This is a genomic window from Angustibacter sp. McL0619 (genome assembly GCF_049994355.1).
Taxonomy (GTDB): Bacteria; Actinomycetota; Actinomycetes; order Actinomycetales; family Angustibacteraceae; genus Angustibacter.
Map to the genome: position 1 here is coordinate 2279190 of NZ_CP188257.1, position 18324 is coordinate 2297513.

The window sequence follows — 18324 nt, forward strand, 5'->3', positions numbered from 1 at the left end:
GGTCGGATGTCGTACCTGATCCACAACTTCGCCGCGTTGACCGGCACGGGCCTGATCAAGGGCGCGGTGTACGGGCTGGTGGCCCTGGGCTACACGTTGGTCTACGGCGTCCTGCGCCTGATCAACTTCGCCCACTCCGAGGTGTTCATGTGGGGGAGCTTCGCCGCGGTCTGGGCACTCACCGCGATCGGCGCCGGGCCGAACCCCTCTCCACTGGAGATTGCGATCCTCCTGCTGGTCGCTCTCATCGCCGCCATGGCGGTGAGCGGGGGGGTGGCCCTGGTCGTCGAGCGGGTCGCCTACCGGCGCCTGATCCGGCTGAAGGCGCCACCGCTGACGGCCCTGATCAGCGCCATCGGCATGTCGTTCGTGCTGGGCGAGATCATGGGCCTACGCGACAAGATCACGGGCTGGATCGGCCTGGACGGCACGCTGCATCTCTACGTGAACGGCGCCCGGGACAACACCCGGTTCGCCAACCCGCTCGAGTCCAGGATCCTGTTCAACATCGGCAACTACGGGGTCAGCAACATCGACCTCCTGGTGCTCGGCAGCGCGCTCGTGATGATGATCGCGCTCGACCAGTTCATCCGGCGAGCGCGACTGGGTCGCGGTATCCGCGCCGTGGCGCAGGACTCCGACGCCGCTGCACTGATGGGGGTCAACAAGCAGCAGGTCATCCGGGTGACGTTCCTGATCGGCGGCCTGATGGCTGGTTCCGCCGCGCTGCTCTACCTGATGAAGTTCGGCGTGACCCGCTGGAACGCGGGCTTCCTGCTCGGCGTCAAGGCGTTCACGGCCGCCGTCCTCGGTGGGATCGGTAACGTCCGCGGTGCGCTGCTCGGCGGTTTCGTCCTCGGGCTGGCCGAGAACTACGGCTCGGCGATCGTCGGCTCCCAGTGGCAGGACGTCGTCGCGTTCGTGCTCCTGATCGTCATCCTGCTGTTCCGACCTACCGGCCTGCTCGGTGAGTCCCTGGGGAGGGCACGCGCATGAGTACCACCACGGCCGCCCGCGGCCGCCCGCGGCAGCGCAACCCTCTGGTCACGGTGGCCGACGTGATCCGTCGCCAACCCAAGCCGGTACGCGTGCTGCTGGGTGCGCTGGGCATCCTCCTGCTGTACTTGCTGCCACTGATCAACCCGCCGCTGATCTCACCGAGCCAGAGCGACTTCGGCGCCGTGCTGTTCAACGTCTCGACCTACGTCCTGGTGGCGTTGGGCCTGAACATCGTCCTCGGTTACGCCGGCCTGCTCGACCTCGGCTACGTCGGCTTCTACGCGATCGGTGCGTACACGGTCGGTGTGCTCGGTTCGCTGCACGCGCACGTGCCGCTGCTGCTGCTTCTGCCGCTGGGTGCTCTGGTCGCCACGGTGTCCGGCATCCTGCTCGGCGCGCCGACGCTGCGGGTCCGCGGTGACTACCTGGCGATCGTGACGCTGGGCTTCGGCGAGATCATCCGGCTGACGGCCGTCAACCTGCAGTGGGTCGGCGCAGCCGCGGGCATCAGCAACATCCCACGCCCGCCGAGCATCGTGATCTTCAAGCTGCCGCACGTGAGCTGGAGCGGCTTCGTCGCCACGATCGACCTGGAGAACACGACCTCGTTCATCAAGTTCGGGGTGCTCGACCAGATCCCGTACTACTGGCTCGCGCTGACGGTCATCTTCATCATCCTGGCCGGTGAGAAGCGGCTCGTGCAGAGCCGGGTCGGCCGAGCCTGGGAGGCCACCCGCGAGGACGAGGACGCCGCCGAGCTGATGGGCGTGCCGACGTTCAAGTTCAAGCTGCTCGCGTTCTCCTGCGGCGCCTTCATCGGCGGTCTCTCCGGTGGGCTGTTCGCCACCCGGCAGGCGTTCATCAACCCCGAGTCCTTCCCGCTGCTGCTGTCCATCCTCTTCCTGGCCGCGGTCGTGGTCGGCGGCGCGGGCAACCGCTGGGGCGTGATCGTGGGCGCGATCATCGTGTCCTACCTGCCGGAGATCTTCCGGCCGTTCGCCGAGTACCGCGTTCTGGTCTTCGGGATCCTGCTGATCGTGCTGGCCAACTTCCGCCCACAGGGACTCCTGCCACCGAAGCGAACAGTTCGAGCCAGGCAGGCCGACGAGGAGCTAGAGGAGCTCGAGGAGGGGGCGGCACATGTCTGACACCCAGACGAGCGGTACCGCGGCCGCGCCGTCCTCGACCGGGGACGTGCTGCTCTCCCTCGAGGACGTCACGCTGCGGTTCGGCGGTGTGGTCGCGCTGGACGGCGTGTCCTTCGACATCCGCCGTGGCGAGATCCTCGGCCTGATCGGGCCGAACGGCGCCGGCAAGACGACCTGCTTCAACGCCATGACCGGTGTTTACCAGGTCACGTCCGGCCAGGTGCGCTTCAACGGCGACTCTCTCGCCGGTCTGCACAAGTTCGCGATCACCAAGCTCGGCATCGCCCGGACGTTCCAGAACATCCGGCTGTTCGGCAACATGACGGCCCTGGAGAACATCCTGGTTGGCGCTGACGCCCAGCACAGCACCGGGCTGTTCACCTCGTTGCTCAAGCTGCCCAAGCACCGCCGCGAAGAGGACCAGGGTCACGAGAAGGCGCGCGAGCTGCTCAAGTTCATGGGCTTGAGCAAGCGTGCGGACGAGCTGGCCCGCAACCTCCCGTACGGCGACCAGCGTCGGTTGGAGATCGCCCGCGCGCTGGCGACGAACCCGCAGCTGCTGTGTCTGGACGAGCCGGCGGCCGGCTTCAACCCGGCAGAGAAGCGCGACCTGATGGACCTGATCCGGCGCATCCGGGACCAGGGGTACACAGTCCTGCTGATCGAGCACGACATGCGCCTGGTCATGGGTGTCACGGACCGCATCGTGGTCCTGGAGTTCGGTCGCAAGATCGCTGAGGGGCTCCCGGCTGACATCCGTGACAACCCCGCTGTCATCGCCGCCTACCTGGGAGTTGACGAAGAAGATGCTTCTTGAGGTCGAGGGCCTGTGCGTCAACTACGGACGCATCGAGGCCATCCGCGACATCTCCTTCGGCGTACCCGAGAACAGCGTCGTCACCCTGATCGGGGCGAACGGCGCCGGCAAGACGACGACGATGAAGACGGTGTCCGGCCTGCACCCGGCGCGGGCCGGCAAGATCACGTTCGACGGCCAGGACATCACCACGCTGCCAGCACACCGGCGGGTCGAGCTCGGTATCGGGCAGTCGCCCGAGGGTCGAGGCGTGTTCCCGGGGATGTCCGTGATGGAGAACCTCGAGATGGGCGCCTACTTCCGCAAGGACCGCAAGGTGACGGTCCCGAAGGACCTCGAGCGGGTGTACGAACTGTTCCCGCGGTTGAAGGAACGGGCGACCCAGGCAGCAGGAACCATGTCCGGCGGCGAGCAGCAGATGCTGGCCATCGGTCGAGCCCTGATGGGCCGACCGAAGCTTCTGCTTCTGGACGAGCCTTCGATGGGTCTCGCGCCCAAGCTCATCGCTCAGATCTTCGCGATCATCCGGGAGATCCACGGCCAGGGCGTCACGATCCTGCTGGTCGAGCAGAACGCGGCGCAGGCGCTGAAGACCGCCGACCACGCCTACATCCTGGAGACCGGCGAGATCGTCCGGGACGGGTCGGGCAGCGAGCTGGCTGCCGATGACAGCATCCGTGCCGCCTACCTGGGCGGCGACGTCTAGGTACTGAAAGCGCAGCACACCCCCCGCCGGTGGTGTCGAGATCGACAGACACTACCGTCAGGGGGTGCAGAGGTCGTATGGTCTGCAACGGAATCAGTCGCCGTGCAGGCAGCCGGGTGGGGGCCCCGCCAAGAAGTCGTCAGGAGGACTTGTGGCCCCGTGTCAGGTCAGCGTTCGGGTGATTGACGCCGAGGAGTCAGTGGACATCGAGTCGCTGGCCGAGTTGTGGGTCGAATCCCGCCCGGTCGGGCGGGTGTCAGCGGTCGGTCGGGTTGAACGCAGCGGCTTGGCCCAGTCCCTCGGACGCGCCATCGCACGCGACGGCGTCAAGGCCTTCCTTGCGGCCCTGGACGGTCAGGACGTCGGTTTCGTGGTGCTCTCCCGCGGGCCCCTGCTGCCGTTGCTGGATGAGCCGAGCGTGGCCATCGAGCACCTGTTCGTGCACGAGGAAGCCCGCCGTCAGGGTGTGGGACGCGCACTGATCGCCCGCGCCACCACCTTCGCCGAGCAGGGTGGCGCGAGCCAGATCTCGACCAGCGTCCCGGCGGCCGGGCGTGACGGCCAGCGCTTCTTCGCCCGGCTCGGCTTCACGCCGTTCGTGGTGCGTCGGGTGGCGTCGGTGGCGGCCGTGCGTCGCCGGCTCGTGCCCGAGCCGTGCCTGGCCCGAGACGCGACGGTGCTGCGCCGCCGCTCCTTGCGGGCTCGGAGCATGGCCGGCGCGTTGCGCGCGCGCAGCAGCGCCTGACGCCGGGGACGGAGCTGTCGGCGGGCGGCCCTAGGGTGATCCCGTGAGCTCAGCCAACACCGCCGTCGACCGTCCTCGCCTGTTGCTGCTCGACGGGCACTCGCTGGCCTACCGCGCCTTCTTCGCCCTCCCGCCGGAGAACTTCTCCACCTCGACGGGCCAGACGACGAACGCCGTGTACGGCTTCACGTCGATGCTGATCAACCTGCTGCGAGACGAGCTCCCGACCCACATCGCCGTCGCGTTCGACGTGTCGCGACAGACCTTCCGCAGCGAGCAGTACGCCGAGTACAAGGCCGGGCGCGCCAAGACGCCGGACGAGTTCCGCGGTCAGATCTCCTTGCTGCACGAGGTTCTCGCCGCTCTGCGCATCCCGGTGATCGAGAAGGAGGGTTACGAGGCGGACGACGTCATCGCCACGCTCACCACGCAGGCCGCCGAGGCCGGCATCGAGGTCCTGATCTGCTCCGGCGACCGCGACAACTTCCAGCTCGTCTCCGACTCCACCACCGTGCTCTACCCGGTTCGGGGTGTCTCCGAGCTGTGGCGGATGAACCCGCAGGCGGTTCTCGACAAGTACGGCGTCCCACCCGAGCTCTACCCGGACCTGGCCGCGCTGGTGGGGGAGACAAGCGACAACCTGCCGGGGGTGCCGGGCGTCGGTCCGAAGACGGCAGCCAAGTGGATCACGACCTACGGTGACCTGCACGGCGTCGTGGCCAACGTCGACCAGATCAAGGGCAAGGCCGGCGAGAGCCTGCGCGAGCACTTGGACGGCGTGCTCCGCAACCGCAGGCTCAACGCGCTCGTCCGTGACCTCGAGCTGCCGCTCGGTCCGGCCGACCTCGCGCGCCGGCAGTGGGATCGCGACGAGGTCCACCAGGTTTTCGACGGGCTGGAGTTCAGGGTTCTTCGCGAGCGGTTGTTCGACTCGGTGGACGCACCGGAGCCCGAGGCGGAGTCCGGCTTCGACCTGGCCACCTCGCGATTGGGCTCGACCGACGTCGCGGCCTGGCTCACCGAGCACGCCGGGCCGGGGGTGCGCACTGGGGTGCACGTGGCCGGCAGCTGGGCCCGGGGCACCGGTGACGCCTGGGGGATCGCGGTCGCGGCGGCCGACGAGTCCGCCGGCTACGTCGACCTCACCGAGCTCGGCGAAGCCGGGCTGGCCGCCGTCGCCGACTGGCTGGCCGACTCGGCCCGCCCGAAGGCGCTGCACGACGCGAAGGGTCCAGCTCACGCGCTTCGTGAGCGGGGAATGCCGTTGCGGGGGGTGGTCAGCGACACGGCCCTGGCCGCCTACCTGGTGCGTCCGGACCAGCGCTCCTACGACCTGGCCGACCTCGTGCTGCGCCATCTGGGCCGCGAGTTGCGCCTGGAGGCGGAGGACGCGAGCGGGCAGCTGACGCTGGACACCGGTGACGGTCCCGGGGACGACGAGACCGCGATGGTGCGGGCCCGCGCGGTGCTCGACCTGGCCGATGCGCTGGACGCCGAGCTGCAGGCCCGGGGCGGGGCTGAGCTGCTGCGTGACGTCGAGCTCCCGCTCGTGTGGGTGCTGTCCGACATGGAGCGCCGCGGCATCGGCGTCGACGACGACCAGCTCGCCGATCTCGAGGCCGGCTTCGCGGGTGAGGTCAAGCGGGCCGCGGACGAGGCGTTCGCCGCGCTGCCCCAGCATCCGGACGGCTCGGCACGCACGCTGAACCTCGGATCGCCCAAGCAGCTGCAGGCCGTGCTGTTCGACGAGCTCGGCATGCCGAAGACCAAGCGCACCAAGACGGGCTACACCACCGACGCCGAGGCGCTCACGGATCTGTTCGTGAAGAGTCCGCACCCGTTCCTCGAAGCGTTGCTGCGCCACCGCGACGTCTCGCGGCTGCGGCAGACGGTCGAGGGGCTGCGAAAGACGGTCTCGGACGACGGCCGGATCCATACGACGTACAACCAGACCATCGCCGCGACCGGGCGGCTCAGCTCGACGGACCCCAACCTGCAGAACATCCCGATCCGCACCGACGAGGGACGGCGGATCCGTGAGGCCTTCGTGGTCGGGGCGGGGTTCGAGACGTTGTTGACGGCGGACTACAGCCAGATCGAGATGCGCATCATGGCCCACCTGTCCGGCGATGCCGGCCTGATCGAGGCGTTCAACACCGGCGAGGACCTGCACCGCTACGTGGGGGCGCGGGTGTTCGGGGTGGAGCCGGTCGACGTCACGCCGGCGATGCGTAGCAAGGTCAAGGCGATGAGCTACGGGCTCGCCTACGGGCTGTCGGCCTTCGGGCTCAGCCGCCAGCTGCGGATCGAGGTGGACGAGGCCCGTGGGTTGATGGATGAGTACTTCGAACGCTTCGGTGGCGTCCGGGTGTACCTCGACTCGGTCGTCGACGAGGCCCGTCGAAGTGGCTACACCCAGACCATGCTCGGCCGTCGCCGGTACCTGCCCGACCTGACCAGTGACAACCGTCAGCGCCGTGAGGCCGCCGAGCGAATGGCGCTCAACGCGCCCATCCAGGGTTCGGCGGCCGACATCATCAAGGTGGCCATGCTGCGCGTCGCAGCGGCACTGGAGGAGCACGGCCTGCGCTCGCAGATGCTGCTCCAGGTGCACGACGAGCTGATCTTCGACGTCGCGCCGGGGGAGCAGGACGCGCTCGAGCAGCTGGTGCGCGAGGCAATGGGGCATGCCGTCGAGCTGTCGGTACCGCTTGACGTGTCGGTGGGGGTGGGCGCCTCGTGGGAGGCCGCCGGTCACTGACCGGGGGCCGCGTCGCAGCGATAGCCGTGGCGGCCGCCGTCGTCCTGCTCGCGGCGTGCACGGGTTCCAGCAGCGCGCAGTCATCGGCTGCGAAGAGCGAGCATCCCGCCGCCTTCAAGCCCTGCACCCAGGTGGCGTGCGAAGGCGTGCTGGGTGGCGCGCGCTATCGCATCGTGTTGCCCACCACCTGGAACGGCACCTTGCTGCTGTACTCGCACGGCTACCGGTTCGCGCACCCGGTGCCGCCGCAGTTCGCTCCGCCCGCCACGGACGCCGTCCCGGCGCCGGGTGAGGACGTCGCTGACGACCTGCTCGAGCAGGGCTACGCGCTGGCCGGTTCGTCATGGTCCCAGAACGGCTGGGCGGTCCCCGAGGGGGTGGCCGCGGACGAGGCGCTGTACGCCTACTTCGCCAGGACCGTCGGGACTCCGCGCCGGGTGTACGTGTGGGGCGACTCGCTGGGTGGTCTGGTCAGCCAGACGCTCGCCGAGCAGGGGAACGCCTGGGTCAGTGGTGCGGCGCCGCTGTGCGGGGTTCTGGGCGGGACTAACGACAACCTCGACCTGGCACTGGACGTCGCCTACGCGGTTCGCGAGCTGCTCGTGCCGGGGCTCCAGCTCACCGGGTTCCGCAGCCACACGGCCGCGGTGCATCAGTGGCAGAGCGCCGAGCGTGTCGTGGTGACCGCGGCGGCAACCGGGGGGACGGCCGCCGCGCCCCTGGCCCTGGTCTCCGCCCTGGTGGACGCGCCGCAGCAGACCGCGCAGTTCGACGGCTCCACGCAGTCGTCGAGGACAGGCGCTGCCGCGGAGTCCGTTCTGACCGGACTGGGCTACGGCACCTACGGCCGCTACGACATCGAGCAGCGGGTCGGTGGCAACCCCTCGTCCAACCGCTCGGTCGACTATGGCAGCCGGGTCAGCATGCAGGAGCGGGCCCGCGTGGACGAGCTCGGCGGCCCCGGCACGACGGACCGGCTGCTCGCCGGGCTTGCGCGGGGGCGCCGGGTCTCGGCTAAGGCGTCCGCCCGGGCGGCGGCGGACCGGCTGGGCAGCCCCAGCGGTGGCCTGCGGGTGCCGACCGTGACCTTGCACACGACGGCCGACCCGCTGGTGCTCGTGCAGAACGAGCGGTTGTTCTCCGACCGTGTCACGCACGCGGGCCGTGCCGGGGACCTGCTCCAGCTGTACGTGAAGCCTCCGGCGAGCTATGCCGCGCCGGCGCCGTACGGAGGCGGGCACTGCGCGTTCACCGCGGCCCAGCGGGAGGCGGCCGTGGCCGTGCTGGACGCCTGGGTTCGCACGGGCCGACGTCCGGATTCGGCCCGGCTGGCCGACCTGCTGTATAACTCTCGAGGCGTCACGACGGACTATGTGGCCCCGGTGTGGCCTTCGTGACGATTTCGTAACGAGGGTGTTTGGCGAACGTTAGTGACCCGACAAGTTACTCCGTGGTATTAATTCGCAGCCGTGGTCACTCACCCGACGTGACTTCCAAACGGCATGCCCAGTCAGAGGTGGACATGAGGAAGAACGTCGTCGGTGGATTCATCCTCGCCGTGATGACAGCAGTTGTGATCGGACTCGGCAACCTGTTCGGTCTGGACCTCCAGCACGTCGCCCTCCTGGGCACCGCGCTGGGTGCCGTGATCGGCCTGGTGCCGGACCGCGCCCCGTGGGAGCGCGTGGTCGGCTTCCTGGCCGGCTTCGCGTTCGCGTGGATCGGGTTCGCGCTGCGGGCGGCGCTGCTCCCCGACACGGACGCCGGGGTCGCCGTTGCGGCGATCATCGTGCTGGTGGCCTGCATGGCGGTCTCGGTCGCAACCGCGACGCGGCTGCCGCTGTGGGCGATGCTCGTCGGGGTCGCCGCGATCGTCGGCGCCTACGAGGACACCTACTCCAATGCACCCTCGTTGTTCCTGCACGAGTCGCCGACCGCGGCGACGAACGTGCTGCTCGCCGTTGCCCTCGGCTACCTGGCCACCGCGTTCCTGGGCGCCTCCGTCTTCGCCAACCGCGCGCACGAGACGGCGGCGAACGGGACGAGCGCCAGCGAGCTCGACCCCGCCCAAGACGACCTCGTTTCGGAGAAGACCCTGTGATCCGTCAGCGCACCGCCTTCCGTATCGCCCTGATGGGCGCAGCCGTCCCCGCGGCACTCATGCTCTCGGCGGGCTCCGCGCTCGCCGCCTCCGACGTCACGGTGTCCAACACCGAGACGATCGAGGCGCACCTGGACGCGACCGGCAAGGTGCAGGACAAGCGCGTCTACGAGCAGCTCGCCTTCACTGGCAAGGGCAAGGTCGACGTGTCCAACCCCGTCTCCACGGATGGGCTGCGCAACCTTGACGGCTTCAAGGGCTACGACGTCAAGGACGGCAAGATGGTTGCCTCCGTGGACGTCGACGGTGACAAGCGCATGCGAACCGTCAGCAACTTCACCAAGGACCTGCCGCTGAACATCGCAGTCACCTACACCCTCGACGGCAAGCAGGTGCAGCCCGGCGACGTGGTCGGCAAGAACGGCATCCTCGAGGTGCACTACAAGGTCACCAACAACACCGGCAAGACCGGGACGGTGTCCTATGACGACGGCACCGGCAAGCAGGTCACCAAGGACGAGCAGATCACCATCCCGATGGTCGGTTCGCTGTCCACGACGCTGCCCTCCAGCTTCACCGAGGTCAGCTCGGACGAGGCCAACATGGCCGGCGACGGTCACGGCGGCACCTTGCTGTCGTTCACGATGACGCTGTTCGCGCCGATCGGGTCCGAGACCGCTGAGTTCGGCTACAAGGCTCGGATCAAGGACGGCGTCGTGCCGACCGCGTCGGTCTCGGCCCTGCCGGTCGACCCGCTGGCCAGCCCGTCCTTCAGCGGCGGTGCAGCCAGCTACAAGGGCGGCGCCGAGACCGGCGCCCAGCTCACCAGCGGCGCCATCCAGATCGACGAGAACCTGCTCAAGCTGCGCGACGGTTCGGCCAAGCTGCTGGCCGGACTGATCAAGCTCCAGGGTGGCGCGCACCAGCTGAGCGACGGCCTGAACAACGACGCCGCCCCCGGCGCCGCGTTGCTGGCCGACGGCGCTACCAAGCTCAACGCTGGCGTCGGTGTCCTGGCCAAGGGCACCAAGGACGCCAAGAAGGGTTCCAGCCAGCTGGCCGACGGTGCCGCCGAGCTGGACTTCCAGCTCGCCGTATTCCAGGGCGGCCTGACCGACCTCGCGGATGGCATCAAGGCGATCCCGAGCAACGCGGACTACAAGAAGCTGCTGGCGGGGATCGACAGCATCCAGGCCGCGATCGGTAACCCCGCGGATCCGACCACACTCCGTGGCGGTCTGACGTTGCTCAAGTCCGGCGTCACGGGCCAGCTCCAGCCTGGTGTCTCCGCCTTGATCAGCGGGATAACCACCCTGAAGGGCAAGATCGACGATTCGATCAGCTCGGACGTGCCGCAGTTGACGGCGCTGGCGACGACTGCCAAGTCGAACGTCCAGACCCTCGCCGTGGGCAAGGGCTGCATCGACGGAAGCGGACCGCACCCGGCCGCCAACGCCGACTGCCCCAATCTCCTGGCGGCGCTCCAGGCCGCAGGCACGCTCGTCGTAGCCATGGACACCCCGGTCGGCACGACGGGTGCTCCCGACGGCGGGCTCAAGCAGAAGCTGCAGGCTGCCTCGGTGGCGCTGGACAGCCACCTGCCCAAGACGTATGGCGCATCCGATCCCGGTGGAGTCCTCTACGGCCTTGGTTCCATCAGCGCGGGTATCGACAACCACGCGCCTGGCACCCACGGTCCGACCGACCCGGGCGGGCTGGAGTACGGCCTGAACAAGCTCATCGTCGGCACGGACACCCACACGCCCGGGACCTACGGCGCGACCGACCCGGGCGGACTGGCCTATGGCATGGGTGCGGTCAACGCCGGCGTCCAGCAGCTGGTGGACACGATCGTCGCCTCCCTGCTCGACAGCCTGGGCACGCCGTCCACCGACCCTGAGTCGACGGCGCGCGGCGCGGCCGCTGCGCTCAACGACGGTGCAGGCCAGATCGCCGATGGCGCGGACCAGCTCGACTCTGGTCTCGGCAAGATCAATTCGGGTGCGGGTCAGCTCGGCGACGGTGCTGGTCAGCTGTCGGACGGTGCGAACAAGCTGAGCAGCGGTCTCGGCGACGCCGCCAGCGGCTCGAGCCAGCTCGCAGCCGGTACGGACACCGCGGCCGAGGGCGCCCCAGCGATCACCGAGGGTGCGCAGCAGCTGTCCGACCAGGGCACCAAGGTGCTCATCGGCAAGGGCAAGGACACCGCCCAGACGTTCGGCGAGAAGTACGCGCTGATCGACGCGGGCGCCAAGCGCGCCCAGACGGAGTCCATGGCCTACGGGGCCCCGGAGGGTGCCACCGGCCAGACCGCCTACACGATGGAACTGGCGGGTGCGGACGGCGAGAGCGGCCGCAACTGGGGCCGCGGCCTCGGTGCCCTAGCCATCTTCGCCATCGCCGGCGGTGCGGCCGCGGCCCTCCGTCAGCGGTTGGTCTGAGGTCGGTGCCGCGCTAGCCAAGTAGTGACCCGTCGAGGTGGTCGTCCTTTGGGGGGGCCACCTCGACGGCGTTCAGGCCAGGTGGCTGACGAAGATCGCAGTACCGGGCACCAGCCGGCCGCGCAGCGGGCTCCAGCCACCCCAGGTCGCCTCGTTGTCGTCCGGCCACGCCGGCTCCACCAGGTCGTCCAGGACGAAGCCGGCGGCCACCAGCTCACGGACCCGGTCGCCCAACGTCCGATGGTGCTCGACGTACACCGCGTCGCCGTTCAGGCCCTCCTCGACGTACGGCGTGCGGTCGAAGTAGGAGCTGCGCACCACCAGCCCAGCCTCGCCGGGGTCGTCCGGCAGCGCCCAGCGCACCGGATGGCTGGCTGAGAAGACCCACCGCCCGCCCGGGCGCAGCACGCGGGCGACCTCCTGCATCAGCGCCGCCGAGTCCGCCACGAACGGCACCGCCCCGTACGCGGAGCAGGCCAGGTCCACGCTGCTGTCGCCCAGCGGGAGCCGGCAGGCGTCCGCCTGCACCATCGGCACCGGCGCGTCGGTCTCGATGGCCCGGCCCTGCCGGAGCATCCCGATGGACAGGTCCACGGCGACCGGGCGGGCACCCTGCCCGGCCAGCCAGCGCGAGCACTGGGCGGCCCCGGCACCCACCTCGAGCACGAGCCGCCCGGACACGTCGCCGAGCAGGTGCACGCCGGCTTCGTCCAGGCCCTCCGGTCCCCACACGAACCGTGCGTCGCCGAGGAACGCACCGTGCTCGGCGTAGTACTCCGGCGCCTCGGCGTCCCACCAACGACGGTTGGCCTCGGCGGTCTCCGCCAGGTCCGCGGCTCGGCGGCGGACGTCGCCCACCGGTTCGTGCGTCATCACCCCATCCTGCCCTGCCGGTGGACCAAGAGGCCTGGCTACTGCGTGTCACCACTGCACTCGATTACCGCAGAGAATTGTCAAGCTGGGGCCGGCATCTGCTCAAGACGGTGATTCTGTGTCACCATCCTCCGGGGCCCGCGTACTTGCAGGCCCCCTTCTGCGCACCGAAAGTGACCGAGGGCGACCGTCATGACAACCGACACGCTGACCCGCGCGCAGCTGCGATCGCGCCACCGGGCCCGCAAGTCCCGCCACCGGGCCCGCACCGTCGCGGGTCTCGCCACCCTGCTGATCATCGTGGTCGGCACCTCGGGCCTGGCCTGGTGGGGCTACCAGGCGCGCGGCGCAGCCAGCTGCGGCGCGAGCCCGGTCATCCTCCGGGTGGCTGCCTCGTCCTCTGTGGCGGACGAGGTCGTCGAGGAGGCGAGGGCTTTCGAGCGGGGCAAGCCCCAGGTGGGCGACGCCTGCGTCACCGTGGACGTCACGGCGATGGACGTGCCCAAGGTCAACGAGGCCCTTGTGTCGGCCGCGGCGCTGCGTCGCGACCCCGGTTTCGACGTGTGGATCCCCGAGTCGGCGACCTGGGCCAAGGTGCTCTCGCGCCGCCCCGAGGTGGACCGGCTGCTCCCCGACGTGTTCTCCGTGCTGGCCAGCTCTCCGGTCGTGGCCGCGATCCCCGAGCCGATGGCCAAGGCGCTGGGCTGGCCCAAGCGGCAGGCCGAGCTGGACGACCTCGTCGCGCTCGCCCAGGACCCGGCCGGCTGGGCCAGGTTCGGCCACCCCGAGTGGGGTCGGGTGCGCGTGGCCTGGCCGGACCCGCAGAAGTCCACGGCCGGCCTGGACGGTCTGATGACCCTGTTCGCCAAGCTGGACACCGGCAACGCCGAGCAGCTGCGCGGCGGCATGCTGCGCGTGCAGAACGCCCTCACCTCGCTGAACCTGGACGACAGCAAGGCGGTCGCGTCGCTGTCCGATGCGCAGCTGACCCCGGCCCAGGCACTCAAACAGTCCATGATCACGCCGTCCACCGAGCGTGAGGTGCGAGCCTTCAACGCGGCCAACCCGGTCGAGAAGCTCGCCCCGGTCACCGTCGGTGTCAGCGGCGCGTCGTCCAAGGTGGGCTACCTGCCGCTGTACGGCACCTCGCTGGACCGGGTGCGGGCGATGACGGCCGCGGAGTCCTTCGGGCAGTTCCTGACCTCGCAGGACGGCAGCAGGGCGTTCGCCCGGGCCGGCTGGCGGATCCCGACCGGGGAGTCCGGTACCGAGACCGGGCCGGCCACAGTTGGCTCGGGCGCCTCGGTGCACGAGGTGAAGCTGGCCACGCTCGAACTGTCTCAGCCGACGCTGCAGTCGATCACCCGCGCGCTGCAGTCCTGGTCCGCGCTGGAGCGCACCGGTTCCGTCCTGCTGGCGGTCGACGTGTCCGGTTCGATGAAGGAGCAGGTCCCGCGGCTCGGCCTGACCCGGCTCGAGCTCGCCCAGAAGGCGCTGACCTCGGCGATCGTGTCGACGTCCGACCGCTCGTCCATCGGGTTGTGGGAGTTCTCCCGCCGCTTGAAGGGCGACAAGGACTACCAGGTGGTGGTCCCGCTCGGTGCGGCGTCGGACGCCGTCGGCGCAGGCACCCGGCGCGATGCCGTCCGGGTCGGCATCGGCAGGCTCACCGCCCGTGGTGACACCGGCCTGTACGACACCACGCTGGCCGCCGTCCGCGACGTGCGCAGCAAGTGGCGTGCGGACCAGGACGTCGTGGTGATCCTGAGCGACGGCAAGAACGAGGACCCGGGCAGCATCTCGCTCAAGGGTCTCGTGGCGGCCCTCAAGAAGGAGCAGGACCCGGACAGGCCGGTGCGGGTCTACACCGTGGCGTACGGCGCCCAGGCCGACGCGGCGGCGCTGTCAGCCATCGCCAAAGCCACCGGCGGCCAGAGCTTCGTGGCCGCCAGCCCGGCCGACATCGAGCGCGTCCTGCTGGCTTCTTTGTCGGAGTGAGGCGAACGACACGGCTCTAGCACCTGACAACCACCCGGGCCCTGTGCTCGGATGTGCGGGTGTCGAAGTCCGATCCGCTGTCACTGGCAGCAAAGGTGCTCCACGAGCCGAAGCTTGCGACCGGCGGGTTCAGCGGCGAGACCTTCTCGGGAACGTGGTTCCGCGAGCGGGCCTTCGTCCGGCTCTACCTGGCCTCGCCGGGCCAGGCCACGCTCGACCTGGCGATCATGCGCCGGCTGTCCGGCGTGGTGCCGCTGCCGAAGATCCTGGCCGCCGAGCCGCGCGGGGTCGGCGCCTTGCCCCCGCACATCGTCACGGCCGGGGTGGACGGCAAGCGGGCGGACCACCTGCTGGACCGCGGCCTGCCGCTGCCCGCATCGAACGCGCTCGGCCGCCAGTGCGCGCGGCTGGTCACCCGGCTGCGGGCCGTGCGCTGCGATGGCCACGGGCCGTTCGTGGACGCCGACCTGCGGGTCGGCCAGTGGCCGGCCTACCAGGCTGACCTGGTTGCCTGGTACAGCCACCTCGAAGCCGGTCTGGCTGCCGGCGGTCTGGGCCGACGCAGCACCCCTGGCCTGCGGGCCGCGGTGGATGCAGCGGCGCAGCGGCTGGCGATGGGTCCGACTCGGCCGGCGTCCCTGGTGCACGGCGACCTGAACGGCAAGAACCTCATCGTGGACCCGAACACCGGCCGGCTGCGCGCGGTGCTGGACTGGGAGTTCGCGCACGCGGGGGAGTGGACGGAGGACGTGGGCAACCTGCTGCGGGCCGGTGACCAGGGAGCGGGCAGCGGCGACGTCGGTGCGGCCTCCTGGTCCGCCTTCCGGCGCGGACTCGTGGACGCCCTGCACACCGGCATCTACGAGGACGGCACGATGACCAGCGCGGGCCTGGGCGGCCTGGACGACGACTGGCTCCAGCGGGCGGCCGACTTGGACATGTTCTCGCTGCTCGAGCTGGGGGCCAGGCCGGAGCGCGGCGCCTCAGCACCGGCTCCGATCACGGTGGCCCGGACGGCGCTGCGCGGCCTGGCGGCGGTGCGCGGGCGTCGCTGAGGGGCCGCGTTGACCGGCCATAGACCTGGTCGATAGGGTGGGGCGTCGCACACGTGTGCGACAAAGCACTCAACACTGTCCACCACTCGACTCATCTGTCCGCATCGGAGCCCCCACTACATGACTGCCAGCACCACCGAGACGCGCGCCCCGCAGGTTGCCGTCAACGACATCGGCTCGGCTGAGGACTTCCTCGCCGCCATCGACGAGACCATCAAGTACTTCAACGACGGAGACATCGTCGAAGGGGTCATCGTCAAGGTCGACCGGGACGAGGTCCTGCTCGACATCGGTTACAAGACCGAGGGTGTCATCCCCTCCCGCGAGCTCTCCATCAAGCACGACGTCGACCCCAACGAGGTCGTCAGCGTGGGCGACGAGGTCGAGGCCCTGGTCCTCCAGAAGGAGGACAAGGAGGGCCGGCTCATCCTGTCCAAGAAGCGCGCCCAGTACGAGCGCGCCTGGGGCACGATCGAGAAGGTCAAGGAGGAGGACGGCATCGTCACCGGCACGGTGATCGAGGTCGTCAAGGGTGGTCTGATCCTGGACATCGGGCTGCGCGGCTTCCTGCCGGCGTCGCTCGTCGAGATGCGCCGCGTCCGCGACCTGCAGCCCTACGTGGGCAAGGAGCTCGAGGCGAAGATCATCGAGCTCGACAAGAACCGCAACAACGTGGTCCTGTCCCGTCGCGCCTGGCTCGAGCAGACCCAGTCGGAGGTGCGCCAGACCTTCCTGCAGACCCTGCAGAAGGGCCAGGTCCGCTCCGGTGTGGTCTCCTCGATCGTCAACTTCGGTGCGTTCGTGGACCTCGGCGGCGTCGACGGTCTGGTGCACGTGTCCGAGCTGTCCTGGAAGCACATCGACCACCCGTCCGAGGTCGTCGAGGTCGGCCAGGAGGTCACGGTCGAGGTCCTGGACGTCGACATGGACCGCGAGCGGGTCTCGCTGTCGCTCAAGGCGACGCAGGAGGACCCCTGGCAGCAGTTCGCGCGCACGCACGCGATCGGCCAGGTCGTCCCAGGCAAGGTCACCAAGCTCGTCCCGTTCGGTGCGTTCGTGCGCGTCGACGAGGGCATCGAGGGCCTGGTGCACATCTCCGAGCTGGCCGAGCGCCACGTGGAGATTCCCGAGCAGGTCGTGCAGGTCGGGGACTCGATCTTCGTCAAGGTGATCGACATCGACCTCGAGCGTCGGCGCATCTCGCTGTCGCTCAAGCAGGCCAACGACTCCACCTCGGCGCAGGTCACCGAGTTCGACCCCACGCTCTACGGCATGGCGGCCGAGTACGACGAGGCGGGCAACTACAAGTACCCCGAGGGCTTCGACCCCGAGACCAACGAGTGGCTCGAGGGCTACGAGGCGCAGCGCGAGGTCTGGGAGAAGCAGTACGCCGAGGCGCACACCCGCTGGGAGGCCCACAAGACGCAGATCGAGGAGGCGGCGAAGGCCGACTCCGAGGCTCGCGCCGAAGGTGACGCCCCGACGTCCTACTCCTCGGAGTCGACGGCCGACGACACCACCAGCGTCACCCCGGCCGACGCCGCCCAGGCGCAGGGCGAGGGCACGCTGGCCTCTGACGAGGCACTTGCCGCGCTTCGCGAGAAGCTCACCGGCGCCTGATCCACCGCTCGAGAACGCAGGAGCCCCGCACCGTACGGTGCGGGGCTCCTGCGCGTTCCGGCCCAGGTGCCGACGGCGCAGATGCTCAGTGCAACCGGACGCGCGGATCGAGCACGGCGTAGGCCAGATCCACCGCGATGTTGGCCAGCACGACCGCCACCGCGGCGACCAGGACGATGCCGACGATCACCGGCAGGTCCTGCTGGGTGATCGCGTCCACCGCGGTCTTGCCCAACCCGGGCATGCTGAACACCGTCTCCGTGACGACGGCGCCGCCCAGCAGCACGCCCACGTCGATGCCGAGCTGGGTCACGACGGGGGTCATCGCACTGCGGAGCGCGTGAACGCCGACCACCCGGCGTTCGTTGAGTCCCTTGGCGCGCGCGGTCCGGATGTAGTCCTGGCCCAGCACCTCGAGCATCGATGCCCGGGTCAGCCGGGTGTACGTCGCTGCGGAGACCAGGGCGAGGGTGAGCCAGGGCAGGATCATGTGCTGCAGCCACGCCGCCGGCCCCTGCAGGAAGGGCGAGTACCCGCCCGGCGGGAACGCCGGACGACCGGCCAGCGTGAGCCGGTAGTACAGGAAGTACAGCAGCAGCAGGCCGAGCAGGAACGACGGCATCGAGTAGAAGAACAGCGAGAAGATCGTCAGGCCGCGGTCGACCGCCGATCGCGGCCGCACCGCGGAGACGACGCCGTTGAAGACGCCGATGAGCAGCCAGAGCACGGCGGCACCAATCACCAGTGACGCCGTGATGGGCAGGGCGGCCGCGACGATGTGGGTTACCGGAACCTCGTGGTAGTAGTCGTAGCCCAGGTTGCCGCGGGCAGCGTTCCCCACGAACCGCAGGTACTGCCGCCACAGCGGTTCATCGAGGCCGAGCCGGTGACTGATCAGGGCCACGGTCTGCGGGGTTGCCTGCCGGCCGGCGAGCGTTCGAGCGACGTTGTTGGGCAGCACGTAGAACAGCGAGAACACCGCCATCGTGATGATCCACAGCACGAGCAAGCCAAGCGCCAGACGGCGGATCATGAAGCGCACCATCGGGGCCCTCCGGAG

14 protein-coding genes are annotated in these 18324 nt (G+C 69.6%); 12 read left to right on the forward strand and 2 right to left on the reverse strand.

The genetic code is table 11. The features are described from left to right. Nucleotides 1-6 precede the first annotated feature (6 nt). From ACPPVT_RS10555 to ACPPVT_RS10595, 9 genes are all read left to right on the forward strand, one after another. Nucleotides 7-996, forward strand: a complete 990-nt coding sequence (locus ACPPVT_RS10555; RefSeq protein WP_426566940.1) for a branched-chain amino acid ABC transporter permease — start codon at nt 7-9, stop codon at nt 994-996. Continuing rightward, a complete protein-coding gene (locus ACPPVT_RS10560) occupies nt 993-2147 on the forward strand; it encodes a branched-chain amino acid ABC transporter permease (RefSeq protein WP_426566941.1) in 1155 nt (384 codons plus the stop codon). Before ACPPVT_RS10555 ends, ACPPVT_RS10560 begins: the two co-directional genes overlap by 4 nt. Beyond that, nucleotides 2140-2964: an ABC transporter ATP-binding protein gene (locus ACPPVT_RS10565; protein ID WP_426566942.1), complete on the forward strand. Its 825-nt coding sequence runs from the start codon at nt 2140-2142 to the stop codon at nt 2962-2964. Before ACPPVT_RS10560 ends, ACPPVT_RS10565 begins: the two co-directional genes overlap by 8 nt. Continuing rightward, nucleotides 2954-3670 (forward strand): ABC transporter ATP-binding protein, encoded by a 717-nt coding sequence (locus ACPPVT_RS10570; RefSeq protein WP_426566943.1) that lies wholly within the window; start codon nt 2954-2956, stop codon nt 3668-3670. Before ACPPVT_RS10565 ends, ACPPVT_RS10570 begins: the two co-directional genes overlap by 11 nt. A gap of 178 nt (nt 3671-3848) precedes the next feature. After that, nucleotides 3849-4415, forward strand: coding sequence for a GNAT family N-acetyltransferase (locus tag ACPPVT_RS10575; protein ID WP_426566944.1), 567 nt, complete (start codon nt 3849-3851; stop codon nt 4413-4415). A gap of 43 nt (nt 4416-4458) precedes the next feature. Further along, a complete protein-coding gene (gene polA, locus ACPPVT_RS10580; RefSeq protein ID WP_426566945.1) occupies nt 4459-7176 on the forward strand; it encodes a DNA polymerase I in 2718 nt (905 codons plus the stop codon). Next, nucleotides 7155-8573, forward strand: coding sequence for a hypothetical protein (locus ACPPVT_RS10585; protein WP_426566946.1), 1419 nt, complete (start codon nt 7155-7157; stop codon nt 8571-8573). The genes polA and ACPPVT_RS10585 overlap by 22 nt, the downstream gene beginning before the upstream one ends. A gap of 125 nt (nt 8574-8698) precedes the next feature. Further along, nucleotides 8699-9277: a hypothetical protein gene (locus ACPPVT_RS10590; protein WP_426566947.1), complete on the forward strand. Its 579-nt coding sequence runs from the start codon at nt 8699-8701 to the stop codon at nt 9275-9277. Then, on the forward strand, nt 9274-11718 hold the full coding sequence (locus ACPPVT_RS10595; RefSeq protein ID WP_426566948.1) for a hypothetical protein: 2445 nt from the start codon (nt 9274-9276) through the stop codon (nt 11716-11718). Before ACPPVT_RS10590 ends, ACPPVT_RS10595 begins: the two co-directional genes overlap by 4 nt. 72 nt (nt 11719-11790) lie before the next feature. Here the strand turns inward: ACPPVT_RS10595 and ACPPVT_RS10600 are convergent, their stop codons facing one another. Continuing rightward, nucleotides 11791-12591, reverse strand: coding sequence for a class I SAM-dependent methyltransferase (locus ACPPVT_RS10600; protein WP_426566949.1), 801 nt, complete (start codon nt 12589-12591; stop codon nt 11791-11793). Between the two features lie 192 nt (nt 12592-12783). On the opposite strand from ACPPVT_RS10600, the gene ACPPVT_RS10605 reads away from it, so the two are divergent. The 3 genes from ACPPVT_RS10605 to rpsA all read left to right on the forward strand — a co-directional run bounded on the left by ACPPVT_RS10605 (nt 12784) and on the right by rpsA (nt 17264). Then, nucleotides 12784-14589, forward strand: coding sequence for a substrate-binding domain-containing protein (locus ACPPVT_RS10605; RefSeq protein WP_426566950.1), 1806 nt, complete (start codon nt 12784-12786; stop codon nt 14587-14589). Nucleotides 14590-14648: 59 nt separating this feature from the next. After that, a complete protein-coding gene (locus tag ACPPVT_RS10610) occupies nt 14649-15644 on the forward strand; it encodes a phosphotransferase family protein (protein WP_426566951.1) in 996 nt (331 codons plus the stop codon). A 120-nt stretch (nt 15645-15764) separates the two neighbouring features. Next, nucleotides 15765-17264 (forward strand): 30S ribosomal protein S1, encoded by a 1500-nt coding sequence (gene rpsA / locus ACPPVT_RS10615; RefSeq protein WP_426566952.1) that lies wholly within the window; start codon nt 15765-15767, stop codon nt 17262-17264. Between the two features lie 85 nt (nt 17265-17349). Here the strand turns inward: rpsA and ACPPVT_RS10620 are convergent, their stop codons facing one another. After that, a complete protein-coding gene (locus ACPPVT_RS10620; RefSeq protein WP_426566953.1) occupies nt 17350-18297 on the reverse strand; it encodes an ABC transporter permease in 948 nt (315 codons plus the stop codon). Between the last annotated feature and the right edge of the window lie 27 nt (nt 18298-18324).